Below are 23,863 nucleotides of genomic sequence, written 5' to 3' on the forward strand. Positions count from 1 at the left end.
CAGTCTACCGCGGCATCGCTCGGTGTCCGCTCACCGCCCGCTGCGCCGAATGACGATGATCGATATCTCGAAGAGGAGGTACATCGTCAGGCCGAGGACGGTGGGGCTCACGAGGTCCCCCCCGGGGGTGACGACCGTCGCGAAGACCGCGATGCCGAGGATCACGTAGCGGCGAGCCGATCGAAGTCGCGACGAACTGATGATCCCGACCCGCGACAGGACATAGAGCACGATCGGGAACTGCATGGTCAGCCCGAAGGCGAGGAAGAGCGTCGTGATGAACCCGAAGTAGTTGTCGATCGTCAGGGTGATCTGGATGGAGGCGGACTCGTAGCTGAAGAGGAAGCCGAGCGCGAACGGGAGGATGACCCAGGCGACCGCGACGCCGATCCCGAAGAAGAGGAGCGCGATGGGCACCCACGGGCGGACGATCCGCCGCTCCTCCGGGGTCAGCCCGGGCGAGACGAAGGCCCAGATCTGGTAGAGGATGACCGGCATGCCGAGGATGAGTCCGACGACGAGGGCGATCTTGATGTAGAGGAAGAACGGACCGCCGGCACTGAGCGAGACGAGCTTGCGGTCGCCGATCGGGCCCCGCAGCACGTCGATGATCGCGCCGGCCCGGAGATACCCGACCACCGAGAGGACGAGGATCGCCGCGACTGTCTTGAAGACCCGGTTGCGGAGCTCGGTCAGGTGGTCGACGAGCGACATCGCCGGTTCGTCGACGCGGTCGGCGGGCGGCGGCGGACCCGGATCGGGCGCGATCGTCCGTGGCGCCGGCGCTCCGGCCTCCCGGGCCGCGTCGGCGTCGGCCATGAGGATGTCCCGGGCGGCCGATCAGGCCTGTGGGGCGGTCGGCGGCTCCGGTGCCGCGCTCACCGCGGGGCCGGGAGCCGGGGCCGCGGGGCCGGGAGCCGGGGCCGCGGGAGCCGGTGGCGTGGCGATCGCGGGCGGAGTGGCGGGCTTCACGTCAAGCCTGGTCGCGTCCTCGACGTCGGTAGCCGCCTTGCGGAACTCGCGGATGCTCTTGCCAAGGGCAGCCCCGACGTCGGGAAGCTTCCCGGGGCCGAGGATGAGGAGGGCGATGACGAGCACGATGATGAGTTCGACGGGCCCGATACCGAACGGCATGACAGGTGCCGAGACCTCTGCTTCGACATCCGAGGCAGCGCCATGGGCGGGCCGCTCGGGCGGCCTACGATAGCACAGGGAGCTGCGCCGACCATGACGCCGCGGCGGCCGCGATCCGTTCGCCCGGATCGGTCCGGACCGGATCGGGCTTCGTGGCAGCCGCGGCGATGCCGCGCGAGACGTTGACGAGGAGCCCGCCGCCCGGGCGGCCGCCAGCGGGCGGCGAAGTCGCCGGTCCCGCGGCGAGCACCGGCCCGATCTCGCCGCCCTGGACCCCGACACCAGGCACGAGGAACGCGAGGCCGGGCGCGATCGTCCGGATCGCGGCGAGCTCGGTCGGACCGGTGGCACCCACGACGAGACCGACGGTCGCACCGGATCCCCATCCGCCGGCTCGCCGGGCGACCCTCGCCCAGAGCGGCTCGGACGGCGCGCCGCGGCCGGATTCTGCCGCGACGACGAGATCCTGGAGCTCACCGGCCCCGGGATTCGATGTCCGGCAGAGGACATAGGCGAAGCGATCGATTCGTTCGAGGAGCGGACCGATCGCCGCTCCGCCGAGATACGGGCTGACGGTCACCGCGTCGGCCGCAAGGCGATCGAACAGGGCGATCGCCTGCCGGGCGGCGGTCGACCCGATGTCGCCGCGTTTCGCGTCGATGACGACCAGCACCTCCGGCGGAACGAGACCGCGGAGGCGCTCGAGCGCCGCCAGGCCGGCGCTCCCGAACGCCTCGAAGAAGGCAACGTTCGGCTTGATCGCCGCGACGTGGGGTCCTGCCGCCTCGATGAGGAGGCGAGCGAATGCCTCGATCCCCCGGACGTCCGCGCGGAACCCCGGCGGCAGCGCGGCCGGATCGGGGTCGATGCCGAGGCAGAGGACCGTCCTCACAGCGACGGATCGCGCCGCGAGCCGGTCGAGGTACGTCGCCGTGGCTTCTCCTACGAGCCTGTCGGCGATGCCGCCGGAACGGATGGGGCGAGCGACGGTGCCGGCGTGGGCGCCGGCAGATCGGCCGGGGCGATGTACCAGTCCGGATGCGACGCGCCGTCGAGTCCGGCGTTGACCGTGAGCGACACCGGATCGCTCACCGTCCACCGCCCGGCGGGGCCGCTGAGTCGGACGACGCGGAGGTCCGTGACGCCGCCCTCGATATGGAGGTAGGCGATCGAGTCGCCGGCCGGCGACCAGACGGCGCCCCATGAATGGAGGCCATTGGTGACGCGGACGATCTCCGCCCCGGTCCGCGGATCGAGGATCACGACGTCCGTCCCGAGCGTGCTCGTCCTCGTCGCGACGATGTAGCGCCCGTCCGGCGACCAGCGCGGCGCGTTGTAGCCCGGCCCCGTCACGGCTCGATAGGCCTTGGTCGCCCAGTCAAAGCGGTAGATCTGCGGGGCACCGCGTGCGGCGTCGCGACCGTTCTTCACGTAGAGGAGCGACTTGCCGTCGGGACTCCACGCCGCGTCCTGCTGGCCGAGCGGCGGCGACTCCGGCACGCCGGCGTTGGTGAGCTTGCCGGTCACCGCATCGAGGAACTGAAGCACGACGTCGCTGTTGACGGGGTCCGGACCATCCGAGAAGAGGGCGATCGTCCGCCCGTCAGGCCGCATGACCGGCTGGCGGAGCCAGTAGAACCACGTCCCTGACCCGTTCGTGAACAGGCCGTCCGTGATCTTGATCCGTCCGCTCCCGTCGGGGTGGATCTTGTAGAGGATCGGATACGTCGCCTCGTAGTGGGTAGGCGCGCCGCCAGGCAGGCGGTACGTGACGATCTGATCGCGCGTCTCGATGTAGAGGATCCATTGCCCGTCTGGCGTGAACGACGGCATCGAATCGGTCCCGGCGCTCGTCACCTGCCGTGCGCCGCCCGAGTCCTCGATCCAGATGTTGCCGTCCTTCGAGTACACGATGCGACCGAGGAGGGTCGCCTCCGGCGGCTGGCTCGGGACGATGACGACGTTCGACGGGGTCGGCGTCCGGTTCGCGCCGGCGGGACCGCCGCCCGAACCCCGGCCGCCGAGGTGGAACGGCAGGTTGCCGGTGAGGATGCCGAAGCTCAGCGCCGCGACGACGGCGAGTCCGACAAGCGCGGCGGCCGGAGCGACGAGCGCGGCGGACGGCCGGATGCCGTACGGGTCTCCAGCTCGCGGCGGACGTACGGGCGCCGGTGCGGGTCTCCGCGTCACGGTGTCGCCTGGGCCCCGATCCGGGGCCCGACCACGGTTCCGGTTCCGGTTCCGGTTCCGGCGAGGATCGCCGCCGCCTCGGGGTGACTGCCGCACGGGGCGACATCGCGGATGTCGAACTGGAGCGACTCGAACCCGGCGAAGACCCGGGACGTGAGCCGCACCACGACATCGACGCGATCGCCCTCGTGGAGTAGCGCTGTGAGATCGTCCCGCCCGAACGCGATGCCGTCCACGACGTCCCGCTCGCGGCGGAGCGTGAGCTGGGTGTGACCGCCGCTCGCGCTCCGGATGCGGCCCACCGTCGCTCCAAGGGCCGCGACGAGCGGTTCCGGGTTGCCCGTACCGGTCGGCTCGAGGGCGCGGAGTTCGCGGAGCAGCGGGTAGTCGAGCTCGCTCGCCGGGAGGGCCAGATCGAGTCTGAGGGAGGGCCGCTCGGGAGGCCCGGCGATCGCTTCAGCCAGCTCGAGGAACCGTACCTGGAACTCCTCCCAGCGGGACGCCGCGATCTCGAAGCCGGCGGCGCCGGCGTGCCCGCCGTGGCGAACGAACAGGTCGTCGCAGGCATCGAGGGCGGCGCCGAGATCGAGCTCCCCGGACCCGCGACACGAGGCTCGGACAAGATCCCCCATCGTCGCCCCGACGATCGCCGGACGGCCATGCGCCTCCGCGAGCCGTGCCGCGACGAGGCCCACGATCCCGACCGGCCATGGACCACGGACGACGATCGCCGGTCCGCCCACCGGTCTCGCGGCCGATCCGTCCGCGGTCGTTTCACGGATCAGGGCGGAGGCCTCCTCGAACGCCGATCGGGTGAGCTCGCGCCGCGAGCCGTTCGCGGCCTCGAGCCGGGCCGCGAGCTCGGTGGCCTGCTCGTCATCGTCCGTGAGGAGGAGGGTCGCGGCGTCGATCGCCTCGCCGACCCGTCCGGCCGCGTTGATCCGCGGAGCGATGACGAAGGCGATGGTCTCGAGATCGACGGACGCGGGCTCGACGCCAGCCCGGAGGAGCAGCGCCCGGATGCCGGGGCGCGGCGCGGCGCGGAGTCGGCGCAGCCCGAGCTGGGCGATCGCCCGGTTCTCACCGAGGATCGGCGCCACGTCCGAGACGGTGCCGATGATCGCGAGCTCGGCCAGGGAACGGGCGAGCTCGGGGCCGTTCGGGACGTCGGCAAGGACGAGCTCGGCGATCTTGAACGCGACGCCGCTCCCGGACAGCCGATCGTCCGGGTAGCGGCTGTCAGGCCGGTGAGGATTGACGATCGCCGTCGCCGGCGGCAGGACCGCCGGCACGCGGTGGTGGTCCGTGACGAGCACGTCGATGCCGCGGGCGACCGCGGCCGCGATCTCGGGCCCGCTCGTCGAGCCGCAGTCCACCGTCACGATGACGGCGACACCTGCCTCCGTGGCCACCTCCACGGCGCGCATCGACAGGCCGTGGCCCTCGTCGAGCCGGCTCGGGACGTACGGGTCCACGCTGAGGCCGAGGGCACGGAGGGCGATCGTCATCGTCGCCAGCCCCGAGAGCCCGTCGGCGTCGAAGTCGCCGAAGACCATGACCCGCTCGCCGGCCGTTCGGGCGGCCTCTAGGCGCTCGAGCAATCGGTCGGCATCGGGCAGGAGCCGCGGATCGTGGAGGGCACGGTCCGGCGGGGCGAGGAACGCCCGAAGCGCGTCGTGGTCGGCGATCCCTCGTCGGGCGAGAACCTCGACCACGCGGCGGGAGAGGCCGGCGGCCGCACCGGCAGCGACGGATGCCTCGTCGACGACGACGGGCGATGGGAAGATCCAGCGAGTCCGTGGTTCGAGCATCGGGGTCATCGTCACACGTGGCGCTCTACGCCGACTTCGCCGGGCATGTCGCCCGGTCCGTCAGGAAGCCGTGCGCCGGACGCCGCGCGGGCCGGCCGCCCGTGCCTTGCGGGCGGCGTCCCACTCGTGCCACGTCACGAGGATCGGGCTCGCATTGAACACCGAGGAGTACGTCCCCGAGATGATCCCGATGAGGAGGGCGAGGACGAAGAAGCGGATCGCCGAGCCCCCGAACAGGAGCAGCGCGAGGAGGGTGAGGACGACCGTGAAGCTCGTGTTGATGGAGCGTCCGAACGTCTGAAGGACCGAGTGGTTGACGATCCGGTCGAACGGCTCGCCGACGTGGCGGGCACGGTTCTCGCGGATCCGGTCGAAGACCACGATCGTGTCGTGGACACTGAAGCCGATGACCGTGAGCATCGCCGTCACGAACAGGGCATCGATCTCGACGCCGAACAGAGTGCCGAGGACGGCGAAGCTCCCGACAACGACGATCACGTCATGGAGCAGCGCCGTGAGCGCCGCGACGCCGAAGCGCACGTCGTGGAACCGGACGGTGATCCAGGCGAGGATCCCGATCGATCCGGCGAAGATGAGGATGATCGCCTGCTGGATGAGGTCCGAGCTCACGACCGGCCCGACCGTCGTCAGGCGACGCTGGTCGGCGATCGGTCCGAGGGTCTTCTGGAAGGCCGCCGCAAGCTCGCCGATCTTGCCGGTCGTCGGGATGGTCGAGCCACCTGCCGTGACGGTCGGCGATGCGCTCGGGGCGGGAGCCGTCCCTGAAGCCGCCGCCGAGCCGGATGCGGCCGGGCTGGCGGAGGACGGCGGGGTCGCGGATGCGGTGGGACGCGCCGACGACGCTCCGCTCGCGGCGGCGCTCGCTCCGCCACTCGCGGAGGTGCCTGCGGATGCGCCCGACGGGGGGATCGTGGGGACCGGCGTCGCGCTCGCGACGATGATCGGCGGGAGGCCGATCGGCTTCGTCCGGATGTCGTAGAAGCCGTTCGAGGTGGGCGTGACGGTCGAGTCGGCGAGGTTCTGGGCGACGAGCACGGCCTTGATCTGACCCGCGGTGACATTCGGGTTCGCGAACCTGATCTCCCATTCCGTCCCGCCGGTGTAGTCGATGGAGAACTTCAGGCCGAGGGCACTGTTCGTGAGCGGGGTGAGGAGGATGAAGAGGAGGCCGGGGATCGTGATGAGGAGCGAGAACGCGTAGAACCAGCGCCGTCGCCCGATGATGTCAACCACGCGTGCGGGACCCTCCGCCATACGCGGGGCGTCCCGTGAGACGGCCGCCTGCGAACTCATCCTCGCGCACGCCGTACATCCGGGGCGTCCGCGCCCAGTCCTGGCGGACGACGAATCGGAGGATCGTCCGGGTCACGGTGATCGCGGTGAACATCGAGGTGAGGACGCCGATGATGAGGACGAGGGCGAAGCCCTTGATCGTCGAGGTGCCGAACCAGTAGAGGATGAACGCGGTGATGAGGCTCGACACGTTCGAGTCGAGGATGGAGTTCCAGGCCCGGGCGAAGCCGGCCTCGATCGCCGCGGTGAGCGGCTTGCCCAGCCGCATTTCCTCCTTCGAGCGCTCGAAGATGAGGATGTTCGCGTCCACCGCCATGCCGACGGATAAGACGAAGCCGGCGATGCCGGCCAGGGTGAGCGTCACCGGGATGAGCCGGAAGACGGCGAGGACGACGAGCGTGTAGTAGGCGAGCGCGAAGCTCGCGACGACGCCCGGCAGCCGGTAGTAGATGAGCATGAAGGCGAAGACGAGGGCGATCCCGATCGCTGCCGCGAGGAGCGTCTGCTGGAGGAACTGGGCGCCGAGGGTCGCCGGGATGTCGTCCCGCTGGATCGCCTGGATCGGGAACGGCAGCGAGCCGTAACGGAGGATCGTCACGAGGCTGTTCATGGATGCCGCGGTGAAGCCGCCCGTCCCGCCCGTGATGATGCCGTTGCCGCCCGTGATCGCACTCTGGATGACCGGAGCCGAGACGACGTTGTTGTCGAGGACGATGGCGAAGAACTGGCCGACATGCTGGCTCGTGTAGGTCGCGAACAACGTCGAGCCCTGGGATTTGAGGCTGAACGCGACGGCCCGATTGCCGATGCTGTCGGTGCTCGGATTCGCGCTCGAGACCTGGTCGCCGCTGAAGAGCGCCGGTTCCGGGATCGGGAGGGGCTGGCCGACGACGACGGCGGTCGGGTTGCCGGTCGTGGAGCCGGTGCCGTATTGCGCCGGCGGGAGCGGCACGAAGTCGAGGCGGCCGGTCGAACCAACGAGCTGTTCGATCTGGGCGCTGTCCTGGACGCCGGGGAGCTCGACGACGACACGGTCCGAGCCCTGGGTCTGGACGACCGGCTCGGAGACGCCGGTGGAGTTCACGCGGCGTTCGATGATGTCGCGGATGGTGTTCATGTCGGCGGAGGTCGGCACCTTCCCGCCGACCGGCTGCGCCTGGTACTCGACGCGGAACCCACCCTGGAGGTCCAGGCCGAGCTTCCATTCGAGCCGGCGCGGCGCCGCCGTGCCGGTCGTGTCCCCGAACGGCGGCACGGTGACGTTGGGCCAGAAGTCGAAGAAGAGGGCGAGCGCGCCGATGATGACGATGATGAAGGGGGCGGCTCTACGCATCGCGGCGGACTATACCAGCAGCGAGCCCCGAGCCGCCGCCGGGCCGAGGACGGACCGCGAACCGTCCCGGCGCCCGGCCTGCGTCGAGGTCAATCGGCGAGGCCGGCCTTGATCGTGGCGGCGAGGCGCGAGCCGATCCCCGGCACCGCCGCGATCTGCTCGAGCGGGGCTTCCCGGACGCGCTTCGCCGACCCGAAGACACGGAGCAGTGCCCGCCGACGTTTCGGGCCGACGCCCGGCAGATCGTCGAACACGGATCGGACGGCCTTCTTCGCCCGGAGGTCGCGGTGGTACGCGATCGCGAACCGGTGCGCCTCGTCGCGGAGGCGCTGGACGAGGTAGAGCGCCGGCGAGGTCACGGACAGGAGGATCGGCTCGCTCGAACCGGGCAGGAACAGCTCCTCGCGCTCCTTCGCCAGGCCCACGAGGGGCATATCGCAGAGACCGAGCTCCTCGAGGACCTCCCTGGCGGCCGCGACCTGGCCCTTCCCGCCGTCGATGATGACGAGGTCAGGCAGCCGCCAGCGGAGCTCCTCCTCGGCGCCCTCGTCGCCGGCCTTCGAGTGCCGGAATCGCCGGCGGAGGACCTCCTGGTGGCTGGCGAAGTCGTTCGCGCCCTCGACCGTGCGGATCCGGAACCGCCGGTACTCCCCCGTGCGCGGCCGGCCGTCCTCGAAGACGACCATGCTGCCGACCGACTGGGCTCCCTGGAAGTTGCTGATGTCGTAGCACTCGATCCGTGCCGGCGGCCCGGCCAGATCCAGTGCCGCGGCGAGCTCCTCGAGGGCACCGAGCGTCCGACCCTCGTCGGCGAGCCATCGGGCGTGCTCGCGGGCGAGCGTCTCCGCGGCGTTCCGCCTGGCGAGCTCCATGAGTTCGCGTTTCTCGCCACGTTGGGGGACCCGGAGGTGGACCGGGCCACCGCGACGCCCGGCAAGGAAGCCCTCCACCGCAGCGGCGTCCGGGAGCCTCGTCGGCACGAGGACCATCGGCGGTATCGATGTCGCCCGGGCGTAGAACTGCTCGATGAAGCTCCCGACTACCTCGTCGTCCGATGCCTCCCGCGCCGCCTCGAGGAGGAAGACGTCGCGACCGACGAGCTTCCCGCTCCGGACGGCGAAGAGCTGGACCGCCGCCTGGTTGTCGCGCCGGGCGAGTCCCACGGCATCGAGCTCCGTTCGCGCGAAGGCGGCCATCTTCTGGCTCTCCATCGTCCGCTCGATCGCCCGGACCTTGTCGCGGAGGACGGCGGCCCGCTCGTACGCCAGCGTCTCGGAGGCGGCCGCCATCTCCGTCCGAAGCGCCGTGAGCAGCGCGTCCTGGCGGCCCTCGAGGAACAGTTCGATCTGGCCGATGTCCACCCGGTAGGCGTCCTTCGATATAGCGCCGATGCACGGACCCTGGCATCGCTTGATGTGGTACAGCAGACAAGGCCGCTGGAGTGCGCGGACGCCGTCGTGGATGTCGATCGTGCAGGTGCGGAACGGAAAGAGGCGCCGCACGAGGTTCATCGACTCGTCGACGGAGGTCGCCGACGCGTACGGCCCGAAGTAGCGGCTCCCGTCCGCCGGGAGGCGCCGCGTCCGCTCGATTCGGGGGAAGTCGTCGGTGAGGGTGATCTTGATGTACGGGTAGCTCTTGTCGTCCTTGAGGCGGACATTGAATCGCGGCCGATACCGCTTGATGAGGTTCGCCTCGAGGAGGAACGCCTCCGATTCCGAGTCGGTGACCGTGTACTCGACGTCCACCACCCGTTCGATGACCGAGCGGATGCGGTGGACCTCGCCCGTCGGGATCGCCTTCTGCCAGTAGCTCCGGACCCGATTCCGGAGGCTCTGGGCCTTGCCGACGTAGACGACCTGGCCCCGATCGTCCTTCATGAGGTAGACGCCCGACCGGTCGGGCAGGTTGTCGAGGGTCGCCTGGAGGTCGGGGGTCACGGCGGGATTCTACGAGCCGCGTCCCGGCGGTCCCGCGACGACGCCGTCAGCGGACGACCACGGTCACCGAGAACGCTCGCGACGGCACCATACACGGCGGTACCGCCGTGCGGCACGCCGCGTCGCCGACCCCGGCGACGAGCGTCGAGCCGGGCTTCGCGGCCGTGTACAACCCCTGCGCGCCGAGGATGAGGGCGACGCCCGGGACCCGGACGAGGACGGTCTGGTCCGCCACCCGGACGTTCCAGACGAGACCGACGCCGAGCTCGACGAGGACGCGCTCGCCGACCGCCACCACCACCGTGCTCTCATCGTCGCCGAGGGTGATCGTGCGAAGGCCCGCGGCCGGTTCGGGCGTCCGCAGCGGGGTGGGCGCGGGCGTCTGATGCGCTCCCGTCGACGCAGTCCCGAGCGGCGATGCCACGGCGGCACCGACCGAGGCCGGCGGCGTGACAGCACCGACAGCGAGCGAGGGTGGCACGGATGCGGTCGACAGCGCCGGCGGGAAGGAGGCAGGGTACGACGACCCGTCCGGTACGCCGCTCGCACTCGGTACGCCGCTCGCACTCGGCGCCGCCGTCCCGACGCACGCGCCAAGGAGGGCCGCGACGAGCGGGAGGCCGAGGAGGCGCGTCGCCGACGGTCTACGACACGGCGAACCGTCGTCCCGCCGCCTTCGAAAGGGGCCGCGGATATCCACGTCCGCGAGTGTAGTCCTCCGCGCGCGATGGAGCGCCGGGTGAGCCGCCGACGGCACGATGGGACGATGCCGCTCCCATCACCCGTCGCCCACCGGCTCGCGGCGCTCACCCCGGACCAGCGGGCTGCCGCGACCGCCCCGCCCGGTCCCGTCCTCTGCATCGCCCCGGCCGGCAGGCCGAATGTTGACAAAGGACACTACTCGAGCTAGAGTCCGCAGCATGGACGTCGCGATCTACGCTAGGCTCTCCCAGGAGGATGGCGCCGCGCGTCCAGGCGAAGCGACGGCGACGGAGCGGCAGATCGCCGACTGCCGGGCTCGGGCGGAGCGCGAGAGCTGGAACGTCCTGGCGATCTACGAGGACCCGGACCATTCCGCGTCGAACCTCCGACGGCCGCGGCCGGACTTCGAACGAATGCTCAGCGACCTATCCGATGGCGTTCACGTCGACGCGGTCGTCTGCTACAAGCTCGACCGGCTCCTCCGTCACCCGAAGGAAGCCGAGCGGATCATCGAGCTCGCCGACCGGCGAGGGTTCGGCATCGTCTCCCTCAACGACCCCGGCATCGACCTGACCACACCGACCGGCCGGGCGATGTTCCGGATGACCATCACGTGGGCGAAGCTCGAAACCGAAACCATGAGCCTCCGCATCCGGCGGAAGACGCGCGACATCGCCGAGACCGGCCGCCCGAATGGCGGCGGTATCCGATCCTTCGGCCTGACTGCCGACAAGCTCACGATCGTCCCGGCAGAGGCCGCCCTCGTGCGAGAGGCCGCCGAGCGGATCCTTGCCGGCGGGTCGGTGCACTCGGTCGTCGTCGACTGGAACGCTCGGGGCGTCCGGACGCCAGGTCGAAAGAGCGCGCCCGAAGGCCGGAAGTGGGAGGTCTCGTCACTCAAGCGCATGCTCACTGCCCCGCGGATCGTCGGCGACCGGACCCTGCACGGCGCCACGGTCGGCGGCGGGGTCATCCCGGCGCTGCTCGATCGTGCGACGTGGGACCGACTTCGGGCCGTCCTCGCAGCGCCACGCGGCCCCTCCGCCGGTGCGACGGTGCGGAGGCACTACCTAACTGGACTGACCCGCTGTGGCCGCTGTGGCGCGAAGCTCGTCGCTCACCCCGACTGGCGCGGCACGACGCGCTACGTCTGCGCGTCCCCTCGCGGCTGCGGCGGGATCACGATCGCGAAGCACAACCTCGAGCCGCTCATCGCCGAGGCGATCGCCATCCGGCTCGACAGCGACGAGTTCCGGGCCGTGGTCGCGCAGCGGCTATCGAACGCGAAGGCCGAGCCGGACCTCGACCAGCTCCGCGCCGACGAAGCGGCGCTCGAGGAAGCGGCGGCGGCATACTTCGTCGATCGGACGATCTCGCGAGCGGAGTACACGAAAGTGCGCGAGCTGCTCGACGCCCGGATCGACTCGGCCCGCCGGCGCCTCGAGGCAGCATCGTCGACGACCGGGCTCGGGCGGCTCGCCGGGCGCGATATCCGGGCCGAGTGGGAGGGCCGGTCGGCCGTCTGGCGGCACGACGTGGCGGGCCTCCTCATCGACCGGGTCATCGTCAACCCGGCCCCGCGTCGCGGGCCGCGCTTCGACCCGGCGCGGATCGATGTCGAGTGGCGGGTATGACGACGACGATCGTCGTCGTGGCCGACCGGCGGCCCGACGATCGGCCGTGACCCGCCCGTACCCCCTCGCGAAGTTCGATCCGCCGCAGCCCGCCGCGGGCTACGGCGCTGCGACGTGGTTCTGCTCCTTCGGCTGTCCGCTCTGCGGGACGACCCTCGGCCGGCAGCGGCTGCGGGCGGTCGTCGGCTTCGATGAGGATGCCGGGTACCGGGTGACCGGATACCTGGTCGAGCGGGTCGAGTTTCGGCACGGGATTGTCAGCACCCCCTCGCTGCCCGGCGGTGGGCGGGCCTTCGGTCTCCCCCACCGCGCCTTCAGGCGGAAGGCCGCTCCAGCGGGAGCGAGGCGACGGAGCGTGCTCCACCGCGGGAGCCTCGTCCTGCCGACGGTCGGCGATCCCTACCAGGTCGGCCGCCACGATCCCCGCCGGGCCCGGACGGGCGGCGGCGAGTGGGTGCTCGGCCTGACCGGCGAGGAGGCCAGCCACCCATTCGTCGTCAGCTGTGTCAGCGAGACGTGCCAGCGGCGGCGCTGCCTCGTCGCCGGTCGGCCGTCCGACGCGGAATTGGCGGCGGCCACCGTGCCTTCCGCCACCGTGCTAGACTCCGAGACGCGAACTGAGGGATAGCCCTCAGGCGCATTCCTAGGCCGGGGCACGACAACCCGGGACCGGGCCCAGTCTTCCGCTGTATACCGGAGAGACGGAAGCCGCCCTCGCGCAAGCAGGGCGGTCGCTAGGTCCCACCGTGTCCACAACATCGCCCGCAACCGCAACGCTCCGCGGTCGGCTCGGCGCCGCCACCCTCCAGGCGCGCCACCGCCCGCGTGCGACCACCGCCGCGGCGGGCGCCACCCGCCGCGAGAACCTCGAGCGGGCGGTCGATCCGCACGGCCGCCAGCCCCGAGTCGTTCGGCCTCGGCGCAGTGTCATGAGCACGCCGATCTCGAGCGCCACCGGCGCGTACGCGCTCGTCGAGCGAACGACCCTCCCGCGCGGGTTGCCGCTCTCCATCGACGATCCGGTCGCCCTCGCGAGGGTGGCCACCCTGTTGACCCCGGCCACCGGTCCCACCGCCAAGAGGGCCGCCCGCACCGCCATCCATCCTCCCCCTCCTCCCCCTCCTCCCCCTCCTCCCGGCGGTCCCGGGCGAGGTTCGGGCAAGGTCGGCGCCGCGCTCGAGCGTGGCCGGCCGACCGCTCGGGCAAGCTCGGGCAAGCTCCGGGCAACGGTCAGCCCGTCGTGGGCAAGGTGCCAGTCCGGCTCGGGCAACCGATCCGCTGGATCATTGCCATGCTGAACGACGAACTCGACGTGGCGATCCTGTCCCTCCTCGCCGCCGGTGAGACGCGGAGCGAGGCGATGGCTGCGGCGCTCGGGCGCCCGGTCCGGACGGTCAAGTACCGGCTCGGGCGGCTGCGGGACGCCGGTCTCGTCGAGTCGCCCGCCCGAGGGACATGGCACCTCACCGGCGCCGGCAACCGCGCTGCTCTGTCCGTCACCGTGCCCGAGCCGCTCGCTGCGACCGACGCCTTCGCGGCGCTGCCCGCCCAGCACCGGGCCGTTCGCCGGCTCATCGAGGATGCGGTCGTCGCCCGGCGCGCCCTCGAGGCGGTGCGCCCGACGAGCTGGCCGGGCTTCGTCCTCGTCGGCCCGGTCCTCACCGGCAAGACGCTCATCGGCCTGCTCGCCGCCCGCCGCTTCGGCCTCGATCCGGCCGCCGCGATCATCACCCTCGGGCTGGAGACGCCGGGTACCCTCCTCGGCCAGCGCGTCCAGGACGCCGGTGGCGTCTGGCGGACCGAGCCGAGTCGCCTCCTCGCCCTCCCGCTCGTCGTGTTCGACGAGTACGACAAGGTCGGCCTCGAGCTGCGTCGGGCGGCCTTCACCTACCTCGCCGGCACCCACCGCCGGTCGCCGGACGATGCCCTCGCGGTCCACCCGACGACGATCATCACGCTCAACCTCGAGGGTGACCTCGGCGCGCTCCTGCCCGACTCGGTCCTCCGCCGTTCCGTCGTCCTCGACACGAGCGGTCTGCTTGAGGCGACCGCCGATCTCGACCTCGTGGAGTGGGACCTCGTCCTCGCTGGGCTCGCCCCGGTTGCGACGGACCTGGCGCCACCCGCGGCCGACCTCCCGGAGACGGCCCGCAGCCTCCTCCGGGCGATCCTCCGGAACTGCCTGACGGCCCGTGGCTGGGGCCTCGTTGATGGCACCTCGATCAGTCGACTCGCCCTCGGGCGCTGGGCGACGATGCCGACCGCCCCCGAGGCGGCCGTCCGCGCCGTCGCTGCCGACTACCTCCTCGTGACCGAGACGCGGGAGGGGCTCGTCGAGCCCGACTGGCCGGCCCGCTTCGAGGCCGTCAGCGGACGGTCGGACGGGCCGATCGCGGCGACGCTGGCCACGGCGCGCGATCGGCAGGCCGCCGGGGAGGCCCGCGAGGTGAGCGAGGAGCGGGCGTCCCTCGCGGCCTCGCTCGAGATCGCCGGGACCCAGGCGCGCCTCCTCGACGCCCTCGACCACGCGCTGAAGTCCGCGCCACGGACGGAGCTCACGGGCGAGGAACGGGCGACCAAGGTCACGGCCTTTCGCAAGGCCCACCGCCTCCGCGCTGCGATCACCGGTGCTCGCAGCAACGCGGCGCTCGATGAGCTGGAGGTCCTCCTCGGGCGCGAGGTCCTCACCCCGATCGGCACGGTGGCCGCGGCGCGCGAGGCGCGGCGGCAGCAGGCCGAGCTGGAGCGGCAACGGCGGCAGGAGGACAACCGGGAGGCGCGCCGACGGGCCCACGAGGCGGCGCAGGTCGCGGAGGCGACCAGGCAGGCCGCGCAACGCGCCGCGAAGAGCCGCCGCGCCGCGGTCACGGCCCTCTGCCGGCGGACCACGACGCGCCCCCGGGAGGACGTCCTCGGCGCGCTCCTCGACGCCGACTGCCTGACCCGCCACGACGAACGGCACGGGGTAGAGACGATCGGCTCGGTCGTCGCCAACTCGCCGATCGGCCGGGCCGTCCGCGCGCGCCTTGCACCGGCCAAGCCGCCGCCGTCCGCGGCAGTCGATCGCTGGGCGCTCGATCGCCGGGCGCTCTACTCGCCGGGAGCCTTCCGACCGGTGGTGGCGGATCCTCGGCCGAACGAACCCACGCGCCACTACAAGACGGAGACCTCGACGTGGTACGTGGACCACGGCGGCCAGCGGTATTACGCGAGCGACCTCGTCGCCTGGGAGAGCGACGCGGTCCGGGCGGTCCTCGAGGCGGCGGCCGAAGCCGTGGGTCTGCCGAGATCGAGCTGGCCCAAGCGGCGGGCGAGGACGCCGGCCGTGACGGCCGCCCGAGCGTCTGGGCGGTCGGCGTGACGATGCGTGCGATCGTGCCGACGACCCTGGGACTCCGCGATGGAGGACGGGCCAGGCCGGCGCCCGATCGGCTCTCGGGCAGGCGGTCCAGCATCGGCAGCGCGACCCTCGGCCGCCTCCTCGCCGCCGCCGATCATCAACAGCCGGCGTCGGGTGAGGACAGCTGAGGCGGACCCTCGGCCGCCGATTCCCCCTGCGCGGTACCCAGGACCCCGTCCCAATAGGGGAACCCCCCGAAGACGGTCCGATTCGTGCTCCACGCGGCCTCACTTCGGGGGCGATCAGAAGGAGGGGCGGTCAAGGCGTCCTTGCAGGTTTGCCGGTAGTGACCCCTGACGATTAGGTCTTGTCCGGCCGCAAGGCTAGGTCGACTCGGCGACGAAGGCACCCCGCTCATCGACGAGCCGCTGCCAGACCCGGCGGGCGGCGTGGCGCTGCTTGCGTGGGGCGACGAGGTCTCGACGAGCCAGGCCCGGATCGTCGCCGCGTGTGAACCGATCGCCGGTTCCACCCGGGTCGGCCCAGAGATGGCCGGCGGTCCCGGAGTCCGGACAGTCTACGAGTCAGCCTGCGAGCGTCACGCTACCTGTCCCGCGACAGCGGCGGGAGCGGTCCGGTGCGCGCAATCAGGTCGGCAGTGCCAGGGCGACGGGCCGACCGCCGACGAAGGCCGAGATGACCCGTTCGGCGAAGGCGGCATCGTCATTGCTGATCCCGCCGATGGTCAGGGCGGCATTGGCAGCCTCGACCACGACGGTGCCGTGTCGGAAGCCCTTGTTGAAGGAGGCGCCCGTGATCCCGCGGTAGGGCATCTGGCCCATGCCCTTGTGGATCACGCCCGTGTGGTAGTAGACGATCCGCTCGGTCGTCAAGACGAACTTGTCGTGGCGGAATTCCCCTTTCCGCCGGTGGTCGAAGAGCGAGGCGGGGAAGGCTGCCAGGACTTGTTCGCTCGGATGAAGTTGCTGCCGCACGAAATCGGGGATCGAGGTCCGAACACGGGGTTGGACGTAGTCCGGCACGGTCGCAGCGTCGTCGACCTGAGCCGAGCCATCGGATGCGGTGCCGCATGAGGCGCAGAATCGCGAGCCGTCGGCAAGTGCCGCGCCGCAGCTGGAGCAGAACGCTGGCATGACGTCTCCCTCGTCTCGCGTAAGTCCCAGCGAGTCTACGCCACCCCGTCACGACGCTGCCTGACGTGCGTGGCGTCACGGCAAGAAAGCGGCTCCGTCGGGATCCCCCATCCGCCGCGTTAAGCTCGCGGTGATCCGGTCGGCCGAGCACGGCGCAGCGGTAATCATCGCGGCGCCCCGGCTAGTGGCTGTACAACGTCTGGTAGTAGCCGCCATGACGCGAGCAGACGCCCTGGCGACCTCCGGAATGGCTGAACGTCGAGTCGGCGCACTGGACGACGTAGCCGTTCGTGCTGGTCCAGAAGCTCGCGATGCAGCCAAAGTAGGCACAGAAGTTCGCCGGTGGGCTCGTGATGAGTTGGCCCGGGCTGAAGTTGTAACCCCAGGGATTCCCGTAGACCCCAGTCGGAGCCGCGGTGGGCGCGGGAGTGGGCTTCGGAGTCGGCCGCGGAGTGGGCTTCGGAGTCGGCCGCGGCGTAGGCACTGGTGTGGGTTGCGCCGTGGGCCGAGGAGTGGCCTTCGCGACGGATGTCTTCGACGGCGTCGCCGTGACGAGCGGCTGTGTCGGTGTCGCCGCCGCGGCGAGCGCGGACGGCGCAGGCGACGCACCACCCAGGGGGCTCCCCGATGCGGCACTCGGCTGACCGGGAGCAACGGAGCCCGCCGGTGCCGTGAGGGTGGAGATGCCGCCAAGAGCGACGAGCAGCGCGACGGCGATCGTGATCTTCTGCCCGCGTGAGGCCGCACGCCAAGCGTTGCCGATTCCGCTCATCGACCGTCCCTCCCGTGCTTGCTACCCGAGTCGCGAAAGCGGGTCGCGTTCGGACCATCCGCGGCGTTCGGGATCCGCTGCTCCCTGGTCCGGGCCACGACCTGGTGACGTCCCGCGACGGCAGGTTATATCAGCCCGCGTGTCCGGTACGCCTCTGGCATCGGCTTGCACGCAAGCTGTGGGAGGAAGCGGTGACCGTCCGGGATCGCTACAACACCTTGGTCGAGCGTCACGAGATCGCCTGGGAGCTCGCGATGGGCGGGCTCGCGTTGGTCTGGGTCGCCCTCGGCTTCCTCGTCGATCAGATCGGCTCCGGTATCCGCCCGGAGCTTGAGGCGATCGAGCTCCTCGTGACCGGCGTCTTCATCGCCGAGTTCGTCAGCCGCATCGTCTGCGCCCACGATCGGCTGCAGTACCTGCGCGGGCACTGGATCGACGCGGTGGCCCTCGTCCCTCCGGTCCGAGCGTTTCGATTGCTCCGGCTCCTGCGGCTCCTCCGCCTGGTTCGCGCATTCGCCGGCTTCTACCGCGCGGCAATGCACGTCCGAGGGTCCTTCTGGCGCTGGGAGTCCGGTCAGGAGTGATCGGCCTCCCGACGCGCCCGGCATCGACGATGTCGGCGGCACGCGCCGGTGATGCGCGCCCGTTGGACCACGCCCGCGAGCGCCATGGTGAGCGGCATGGCCACCAGGACGCCGAGGCCGTCGCTCTACGGCACGGTATTGCAGCGGCAGGACCGCCTGTACTTCCCGAAGACGACGACCCATCGGTCGCGGTGGCCGCCAGGCTGAAGGGGCTTTGAAGGCCGCCAATCACGATCTACCATGGGGACGAGCGTGCTAGGCTGACCGTCCAGTGCCGCTCAAGGAGCGAGATGGGACTCGACGAGGTTATACGCGGTCGGCTCGGCGGGACGCAGGTGCTCGCCGAGGTCCGCGGCACGAACAGTCGCCTCGTGGCCCTGCCCGAGGGTGTCATGGTGTTCCCCGACGATGGCCGTCGGCAACGCGCACTCCGCTGGGACGAGATCGAGGACGTCACCCTCGACACCGGGCAACTGCGGCCGCCGTTCGCCGTGGTCAGGCTTCGTGCCGGCCCCCCACCTCCCCACGGAGCGATGCAACTCACCGCGAGCGACATTGCTGTCCAGATCATCCCGTTCGGACCAGGACGGAGGACCGCGGAGGCGTCCCTGGAGAAGGTGCGTGCACTGCTCGCCGAACGCAACGCGAGTCGGGGAACGCCGGTCGAGGCGTCTGGGCCGGGTGCGGCAACCGGGCCGGCTGCATTGGAAACGGCGTCCCCTCCCGGATTCTGCCCACAATGCGGAGCTCCCAGGGATACTCAAGCGCGCTTCTGCGCAAGCTGCGGAGCACCGCTGAGCGGAGCGGCGATCGCCCCGGGTGCGGCGCCGCGTGCGCTGCCCGCTGCGGCTTCTCCCGTGCACGTTTCGGTCGAGCCTTACCACCTGTTCCGGTATCTCGACGAACGCGCCTTCACGTTCAACGAGCGCGGCAAGCGCGATCTTGGCCGGTTCATTGATGGTCGTGATGCAGGCAGTCGGCCGCCGCGTGACGTGGGCCGAGCTGACCGGCAAGGCTTTGCACGCAACCGGCGAAGCGGCAGGGTAGAGGTCCGCGCCCAAAGCGCTATGGCTAAACCGGAGAGACACATGCGGGGGATGCACGCATCCATCCTGGCACTTGCGCTCCTAGCAGCAGGCTGCGGTGGCGCAACGACTCCGACTGTGCAAGCACCCACGACGGCTCCGACTAGCACAGCGGCTCCTACCGTGCCATCGTCGCAACCATCCGCCAGCCGGACTGCATCTGCCATCCCCTCGGCTTCTGTCACTCCAGCAACCGTGACCGGCTTCGGTGCGACCAGTACCGCATGGGACGCTGCTCACGCCACCGACACCAACTTTCCGGGCCAGATGTATGAGCCCGACCCGGCAATCGGTGGGGCCGATCGCTACTTCGCGTTCATGCGCGACGGCGGCCGTGTGGTTGGCTACACCATGCACATCCCGCCCCAAGACCTCGCCTTGGCCGAGTCTCAGGCGCTGACCGAGGTCCCGGCCGATACCCGCGTCTTGTGGATGGCCAAGCGCAACGTGTGCGAGCAGATGGAGCTTCAAAGTTCGACCCTCGGCACGCTCCTGTCACGACTCGGCGACAAGGCCGGCGATGTGTTCGTGGAACTGGACACGGTGGACTTCAACTCAGGAGCTCCACCGTCATTCGATGCCCACCAAATCGACAATGTCGTCATGGCGATCGGCTCGTATTCGTCGGCTGCCAAAGCCCCTGCCTGTTGACGGGAGGATGCGATGGGCCAGAAGGATCGGATGCTCAAGGGGATCGGCGCCCGAGAGATTGGCTACCCGTATCACACGAATACCAGAGAGGAACGATCCCGCTATCACAACCGCTCCGACTGCGGCGATGGTCGGACCATCAAGCAGGAGGACATTCGGTCTGGCCAGGGTGGTTCTGGGCGCACGCTGTGCAAGGAGTGCGAGAAGCTTGGGCAGGCGGCCACCACGCCAGCTCCCAGAAAGGCCCCGTCGGCTCCCCGTCAATAACGGGCCACACGCGACGGGGCGCAGAGAGCGGCATACCAATCCGCTCGCGATTCTGAGTCCGCAGGACCGCCGCTAATGCCCGGAAGCCTTCGTCGCGTTCCCCGGCAAAACGGACGGTCGGCTCCGCGAAGGCATGACCCGGCCCCCCCTCGCAGGACTCAAACGTCTCTATGAACCGCACTGGGCCGTCGTCGGGAGCTAGCGCGAACGCCTTCGCCGGCTCGTGCGCTCGATCAGACGCGCCATCTCCTCCTCGTGCCGGCGCCCTATCTCCGTCTGTTGGTCCACCCACTCCTTGTCCGTCAGAGGGCGGCTCCTGCGCTTCGGCCGGCGCAGCAAGGGCGGGATGTCGGTTCGCGAGTCCGCGGCCATGAGCGCTTGCCGGAACGCTCGCTCGAGTTCGCCCCGCTCCATGCCGTTGATCTCAAGATGACCGATAAACACACGGACGTGGTTATGAACGCTTCGGTCGCTCATGTCCTCCCGCCGACCGTCGGCGCGAAAGCCCTTGAGCTTGTCGTAAAGCCAGTTCGTCAGCAATCCGACGCCGACTACTCCGCCAACGTCCATGACGACCTGGACGATAGAGCGCCACTCGTCGGGGCTGGCCGCCTTGGTGGCCGGCAGCGGCGTGACGCGGACATCGGCCGCAACGCCCTCTGGCAGGCCGGCCATCTCGTCGGCGACCCCCTCCAAGTCGAGGCCGTAGCGAGCAGCAAACGTAATCGTGATGCGGTCGGCCACGATCCCCATCCTCCGCACCAAACCTTCGTGGTGTCGGGGAGCCAAGGCTCAGTTCAGCCCAGCAGGCTTCATTCCCGGCTGAAGGTACACCTGCCATTCATCCGGAAGGTTGCGGACTTCGACTTGCCGCACATGTGTGCGCTCCTGGGGTGTCATCAACTTGTGAATGGCCTCGAGGTCCGCTTTGTCGCGACCCCACACGTGCGAGGAAGCAGAGCGCCACGAGGCGAGGTTCGCGCGGCAAACCCAATCGTCGGAGTCAGCCACCCGCACCGGCGCAGTTACCGCGATGATGTTTGCCGTTCGACGGTCGCGCAATACAAGAAGCCGCACTGGGCTGAGCGGCATGACGATCTCGACACCGGGTGTCCTGAAGCCCTGCTCCTCATCCGCGGGCGTGCCCGGTGGCATCACGGCCACGACCGGTTCGTCGCCGAGCAACAGCCACGGCGGAGCCTTCGCCTCGCGAATCTCCCAGGCCATCTCGAAGAAGGCTTGGGGCTGGCTCTTGAGCGCCAGATCAAGCACGTGGACGAGAGCAAACCCCGCTGGCGGCCGGATCTCAAGTTCGCCACTGCGAAAGAGGGCGAGCCATTCGAGCCGAAGGTCCTCCAGTGTCTGGCCCTCCTTGGCCACCAGACCGACCTCGACCGCACGCGCAGCGAAGGCGTCGCGATCGGAGAGCAACTTGTCGTTCTCAGCAAGTGCGTGGAATACGGCCGCCTCTTCGGCGCGTTCGACCATCGCAGGGACCCGCGCGCGTTGGATGGCTAGGTAGTGGGCGAGATCGAACCGCGCCCTCGGATCGAAAGGCTGGTCGCCCGGCTGGAGCGAGAGGAGGTCTGAGAGATGCGGCGCAGCATCCGTCTCGGCTTTTTGGAAGAGTTCCTGCTCAAGTCCACCTTCCGTCCCACCCGACGCTTTGGCCACGTGGTAGTAGTCGGGATGTACGGATGAGCTTCGGACGGTTCCGGGGAAGACCAGGTCCTTCTGCTTGTCGTAGACCCAGATGCTTTGGTTGGCAGGTCCTGACCCGAATCGACGAAGGTGGAAGTCGGGGACGGTGTGCGGGCGGTGGGTCTCGTTCACGTCAATGGGATCGTAGTGGCTCTCCACGCCACGACCAAGCCCAACCGCGGTCCTGTTGGTATACGAGGACCCGCCGAGATCCCCTCGTGCGGTGGGGGGCTCTCCACGAACGCCGACCTGAACCTCGTTGAATGAGTGAGGCTCAACCGACCCGGGCGAGCGGTTCCATCCTGTGTCGTGCCACGATCCGGACGATTACCCGTAGTTGGTCCTCCATCTCGGTACAGTAAGATGCCGGGATGTCCCACGAGGCCCCGCAAGGCGGCATCGACTACCCGCGCACGCACGCCGAACTGCTGAGCTGGTTCCCCGATGATCCTGCCTGCTTCGACTACCTCGAGTGGCTGCGCTGGCCCGAGGGCTTCGTGTGCCCGGCCTGCGCCACGCGGCGGGGCTGGCGGACGGCGGACGGGCGCTGGTCGTGCGCCGGTTGCGCGCGGCTCGTGTCGGCCACCGCGGGCACCATCTTCCACGGCACCCGGACGCCGCTGACCACCTGGTTCCTCGCCGCGTGGCACCTGACCACCCAGAAGAACGGCGTCTCGGCGCTGGGCTTGAAGCGGGTGCTGGGCCTCGGCTCGGAGCAGACCGCGTGGGCGATGCTCCACCGCTTCCGGACCGCGATGGGCCGGACCAGCACCGATCTGCTGTCCGGCCGGGTCGAGGTCGACGAGACGCTGTTCGGCGGTCCCGAGCCCGGCCGTCGCGGGCGTGGCGCGCTCGGCAAGACGCTCGTCGGCGTGGCCGTCGAGGTCCGCGGAACCGCGCTCGGGCGCTGCCGGATGAGCGTGCTCGAGGATGCCGGCTGGGAGAGCCTGCGGACGTTCCTCCTCGACCGCGTCGAGCCCGGCGCGACGGTCGTCAGCGATGGCTGGGGCGCCTATCCGAAAGCGACCGAGGATCGCTACGTTCACGAAGCGTTCGTGATCGCGGGCTCGGGCTGGGACGCCCACGAGCTGCTGCCCGCCGTCCACCGGGTGGCCTCGCTGGCCAAGCGCTGGCTGCTGGGCACCCATCAGGGCGGCGTCAAGCCGGGTCACCTGCCGGCCTACCTCGACGAGTTCACGTTCCGCTTCAACCGCCGCCGCTCGCGATCGCGCGGCCTGCTCTTCTACCGGCTCCTCGCGCAGGCCGTGACCGCCAGGCCGCGGTCCTATCGCTCCCTGGTGGTCGGTCATCCGTCGCGCCGGCTGAAGATGCCCGACCCACCCTTCGAGCGACGAGTCACGAGCGACAGCCCGACGGCGGTGCGCGGCGATCGCCCCTGGCGCCGGGATCTTGCCCTGAGCTGAGGTTCTACTGTACCGAGATGGAGGACCAACTACCCGTAAAGGCTCGGCTCTAGCCCTCTCGCCCCCACCAGAAGCACCTTCCGCGGGTGGGGCCGCCGACCCCATATAGCGTCATTCGCGAGTATTGGCGAGCGGCAAGACGACCACCCTCATCGCCCGCATCGTCTGGCTCATCGCCCAGGGCGTGGATCCCTCGGTCATCGCGGCGATCACATTCAACCGGCGGGCGGCCGAAGAACTCGAGGTCCGCCTCCGACCGGCGCTCGAACCGCTCGGCACCGCCGCAGCGATCCGCGTGCGAACGTTCCACGCCCTGGGGCGCGAGATCCTCGCCTCGGTCGGCGAGACCGTCGAGCCGCTGGTCGATCGAACCGAGGTCCTCCGGCGGGTGGTACCCGACGCCGGCCCGGTCGGCTGGCGCCGTCTCGACGATGCGTTCTCGCGCCTCAAGCTCGACCTCCAGGTGACCGCCGACGACATCCGGGCCGACCCGGAGCCCGGGCCCGTCGGCCGCATCTTCGTCGCCTGCGAGGACGCCCTCGCCGCATGCGGTGGCCTCGACTTCGACGACCTCGTGGCCCGCGCACTCCGCCGCCTCCGGAGCGATCCAATCGCGCTCCAGCGGTGGCACGCGACGTGCGCTCATCTCCTCGTCGACGAGGTCCAGGACGTCGATCGGAGCCAGCTCGAGCTCGCCCTCCTCCTCGCCGCGCCGGAGAACCGGGTGTTCCTCGTCGGCGACGACGACCAGTCGATCTACGGCTGGCGCCTCGCGGACGTCCGGCGGGTCCTCGGCCTGGCCGCGGCCCTGCCGGGGCTCCAGCGGT

20 protein-coding genes and 1 pseudogene are annotated in these 23,863 nt (G+C 70.4%); 8 read left to right on the plus strand and 13 right to left on the minus strand.

Annotation, left to right across the window (positions count from 1 at the left end):
* Window positions 1–30: 30 nt before the first annotated feature.
* From tatC to IVW53_02660, 9 genes are all read right to left on the minus strand, one after another.
* Window positions 31–819, minus strand: a complete 789-nt coding sequence (gene tatC / locus IVW53_02620; GenBank protein ID MBF6604458.1) for a twin-arginine translocase subunit TatC — start codon at window positions 817–819, stop codon at window positions 31–33.
* Between the two features lie 21 nt (window positions 820–840).
* A complete protein-coding gene (locus tag IVW53_02625; GenBank protein MBF6604459.1) occupies window positions 841–1,134 on the minus strand; it encodes a twin-arginine translocase TatA/TatE family subunit in 294 nt (97 codons plus the stop codon).
* A 64-nt stretch (window positions 1,135–1,198) separates the two neighbouring features.
* Window positions 1,199–2,026 carry an orotidine-5'-phosphate decarboxylase gene (gene pyrF, locus IVW53_02630; protein MBF6604460.1) on the minus strand — a complete coding sequence of 276 codons (828 nt, stop codon included), beginning with the start codon at window positions 2,024–2,026 and terminating at the stop codon, window positions 1,199–1,201.
* Window positions 2,027–2,076: 50 nt separating this feature from the next.
* Window positions 2,077–3,324 carry a PD40 domain-containing protein gene (locus tag IVW53_02635; protein ID MBF6604461.1) on the minus strand — a complete coding sequence of 416 codons (1,248 nt, stop codon included), beginning with the start codon at window positions 3,322–3,324 and terminating at the stop codon, window positions 2,077–2,079.
* Window positions 3,321–5,135 carry a single-stranded-DNA-specific exonuclease RecJ gene (recJ, locus tag IVW53_02640; GenBank protein ID MBF6604462.1) on the minus strand — a complete coding sequence of 605 codons (1,815 nt, stop codon included), beginning with the start codon at window positions 5,133–5,135 and terminating at the stop codon, window positions 3,321–3,323. The genes IVW53_02635 and recJ overlap by 4 nt, the downstream gene beginning before the upstream one ends.
* A 60-nt stretch (window positions 5,136–5,195) precedes the next feature.
* Complete coding sequence (secF, locus tag IVW53_02645) at window positions 5,196–6,410, minus strand: protein translocase subunit SecF (protein ID MBF6604463.1); 1,215 nt, start codon at window positions 6,408–6,410, stop codon at window positions 5,196–5,198.
* A complete protein-coding gene (gene secD / locus IVW53_02650) occupies window positions 6,382–7,782 on the minus strand; it encodes a protein translocase subunit SecD (protein MBF6604464.1) in 1,401 nt (466 codons plus the stop codon). Before secD ends, secF begins: the two co-directional genes overlap by 29 nt.
* Window positions 7,783–7,871: 89 nt before the next feature.
* The gene (gene uvrC, locus IVW53_02655; protein ID MBF6604465.1) at window positions 7,872–9,722 is read right to left on the minus strand and encodes an excinuclease ABC subunit UvrC; all 1,851 of its coding nucleotides are present in this window, start codon (window positions 9,720–9,722) and stop codon (window positions 7,872–7,874) included.
* Between the two features lie 46 nt (window positions 9,723–9,768).
* Window positions 9,769–10,146: a hypothetical protein gene (locus IVW53_02660; GenBank protein MBF6604466.1), complete on the minus strand. Its 378-nt coding sequence runs from the start codon at window positions 10,144–10,146 to the stop codon at window positions 9,769–9,771.
* A gap of 342 nt (window positions 10,147–10,488) precedes the next feature.
* Between IVW53_02660 and IVW53_02665 the strand changes: the two genes are divergently transcribed.
* From IVW53_02665 to IVW53_02680, 4 genes are all read left to right on the plus strand, one after another.
* Window positions 10,489–10,632, plus strand: a complete 144-nt coding sequence (locus tag IVW53_02665) for a hypothetical protein (GenBank protein MBF6604467.1) — start codon at window positions 10,489–10,491, stop codon at window positions 10,630–10,632.
* A gap of 10 nt (window positions 10,633–10,642) precedes the next feature.
* A complete protein-coding gene (locus tag IVW53_02670) occupies window positions 10,643–12,058 on the plus strand; it encodes a recombinase family protein (protein ID MBF6604468.1) in 1,416 nt (471 codons plus the stop codon).
* 46 nt (window positions 12,059–12,104) lie between these two features.
* Window positions 12,105–12,686 (plus strand): hypothetical protein, encoded by a 582-nt coding sequence (locus tag IVW53_02675; GenBank protein MBF6604469.1) that lies wholly within the window; start codon window positions 12,105–12,107, stop codon window positions 12,684–12,686.
* Between the two features lie 663 nt (window positions 12,687–13,349).
* Entirely contained in the window at window positions 13,350–15,419 is a 2,070-nt protein-coding gene (locus tag IVW53_02680) for a winged helix-turn-helix transcriptional regulator (protein MBF6604470.1), read from the plus strand.
* 626 nt (window positions 15,420–16,045) lie between these two features.
* Here the strand turns inward: IVW53_02680 and IVW53_02685 are convergent.
* Window positions 16,046–16,552, minus strand: coding sequence for a zinc-ribbon domain-containing protein (locus IVW53_02685; protein MBF6604471.1), 507 nt, complete (start codon window positions 16,550–16,552; stop codon window positions 16,046–16,048).
* A 181-nt stretch (window positions 16,553–16,733) separates the two neighbouring features.
* Window positions 16,734–17,324: a hypothetical protein gene (locus tag IVW53_02690; protein ID MBF6604472.1), complete on the minus strand. Its 591-nt coding sequence runs from the start codon at window positions 17,322–17,324 to the stop codon at window positions 16,734–16,736.
* A gap of 191 nt (window positions 17,325–17,515) precedes the next feature.
* Here IVW53_02690 and IVW53_02695 point away from each other — a divergent pair, with 191 nt between their 5' ends.
* Window positions 17,516–17,908: a hypothetical protein gene (locus tag IVW53_02695; protein MBF6604473.1), complete on the plus strand. Its 393-nt coding sequence runs from the start codon at window positions 17,516–17,518 to the stop codon at window positions 17,906–17,908.
* A 290-nt stretch (window positions 17,909–18,198) separates the two neighbouring features.
* Window positions 18,199–19,644 carry a zinc ribbon domain-containing protein gene (locus tag IVW53_02700; GenBank protein ID MBF6604474.1) on the plus strand — a complete coding sequence of 482 codons (1,446 nt, stop codon included), beginning with the start codon at window positions 18,199–18,201 and terminating at the stop codon, window positions 19,642–19,644.
* Window positions 19,645–20,109: 465 nt separating this feature from the next.
* Here the strand turns inward: IVW53_02700 and IVW53_02705 are convergent, their stop codons facing one another.
* Together IVW53_02705 and IVW53_02710 are read right to left on the minus strand one after the other, a co-directional pair.
* Window positions 20,110–20,655: a hypothetical protein gene (locus tag IVW53_02705; protein ID MBF6604475.1), complete on the minus strand. Its 546-nt coding sequence runs from the start codon at window positions 20,653–20,655 to the stop codon at window positions 20,110–20,112.
* Between the two features lie 48 nt (window positions 20,656–20,703).
* Window positions 20,704–21,744, minus strand: a complete 1,041-nt coding sequence (locus tag IVW53_02710; GenBank protein ID MBF6604476.1) for a DUF4238 domain-containing protein — start codon at window positions 21,742–21,744, stop codon at window positions 20,704–20,706.
* A 239-nt stretch (window positions 21,745–21,983) separates the two neighbouring features.
* Here IVW53_02710 and IVW53_02715 point away from each other — a divergent pair.
* Window positions 21,984–22,913 (plus strand): annotated as a pseudogene (locus IVW53_02715) (IS1595 family transposase).
* 247 nt (window positions 22,914–23,160) lie between these two features.
* Window positions 23,161–23,863: UvrD-helicase domain-containing protein (locus IVW53_02720; GenBank protein ID MBF6604477.1), on the plus strand; the 703-nt coding region annotated here is incomplete at its 3' end.

The sequence above is a fragment of the Chloroflexota bacterium genome (genome assembly GCA_015478725.1).
GTDB lineage: Bacteria > Chloroflexota > Limnocylindria > Limnocylindrales > CSP1-4 > C-114.

What these genes read in the sequence shown, in the direction of transcription:
- IVW53_02670 (MBF6604468.1), top strand. Translation starts at nt 10,643, where the DNA reads ATGGACGTCGCGATCTACGCTAGGCTCTCCCAGGAGGATGGCGCCGCG.
- IVW53_02680 (MBF6604470.1), top strand. Translation starts at nt 13,350, where the DNA reads ATGCTGAACGACGAACTCGACGTGGCGATCCTGTCCCTCCTCGCCGCC.
- IVW53_02665 (MBF6604467.1), top strand. Translation starts at nt 10,489, where the DNA reads ATGCCGCTCCCATCACCCGTCGCCCACCGGCTCGCGGCGCTCACCCCG.
- IVW53_02700 (MBF6604474.1), top strand. Translation starts at nt 18,199, where the DNA reads ATGGGACTCGACGAGGTTATACGCGGTCGGCTCGGCGGGACGCAGGTG.
- secF (MBF6604463.1), bottom strand. Translation starts at nt 6,410, where the DNA reads ATGGCGGAGGGTCCCGCACGCGTGGTTGACATCATCGGGCGACGGCGC.
- tatC (MBF6604458.1), bottom strand. Translation starts at nt 819, where the DNA reads ATGGCCGACGCCGACGCGGCCCGGGAGGCCGGAGCGCCGGCGCCACGG.
- IVW53_02625 (MBF6604459.1), bottom strand. Translation starts at nt 1,134, where the DNA reads ATGCCGTTCGGTATCGGGCCCGTCGAACTCATCATCGTGCTCGTCATC.
- IVW53_02685 (MBF6604471.1), bottom strand. Translation starts at nt 16,552, where the DNA reads ATGCCAGCGTTCTGCTCCAGCTGCGGCGCGGCACTTGCCGACGGCTCG.
- recJ (MBF6604462.1), bottom strand. Translation starts at nt 5,135, where the DNA reads ATGCTCGAACCACGGACTCGCTGGATCTTCCCATCGCCCGTCGTCGTC.
- IVW53_02690 (MBF6604472.1), bottom strand. Translation starts at nt 17,324, where the DNA reads ATGAGCGGAATCGGCAACGCTTGGCGTGCGGCCTCACGCGGGCAGAAG.
- secD (MBF6604464.1), bottom strand. Translation starts at nt 7,782, where the DNA reads ATGCGTAGAGCCGCCCCCTTCATCATCGTCATCATCGGCGCGCTCGCC.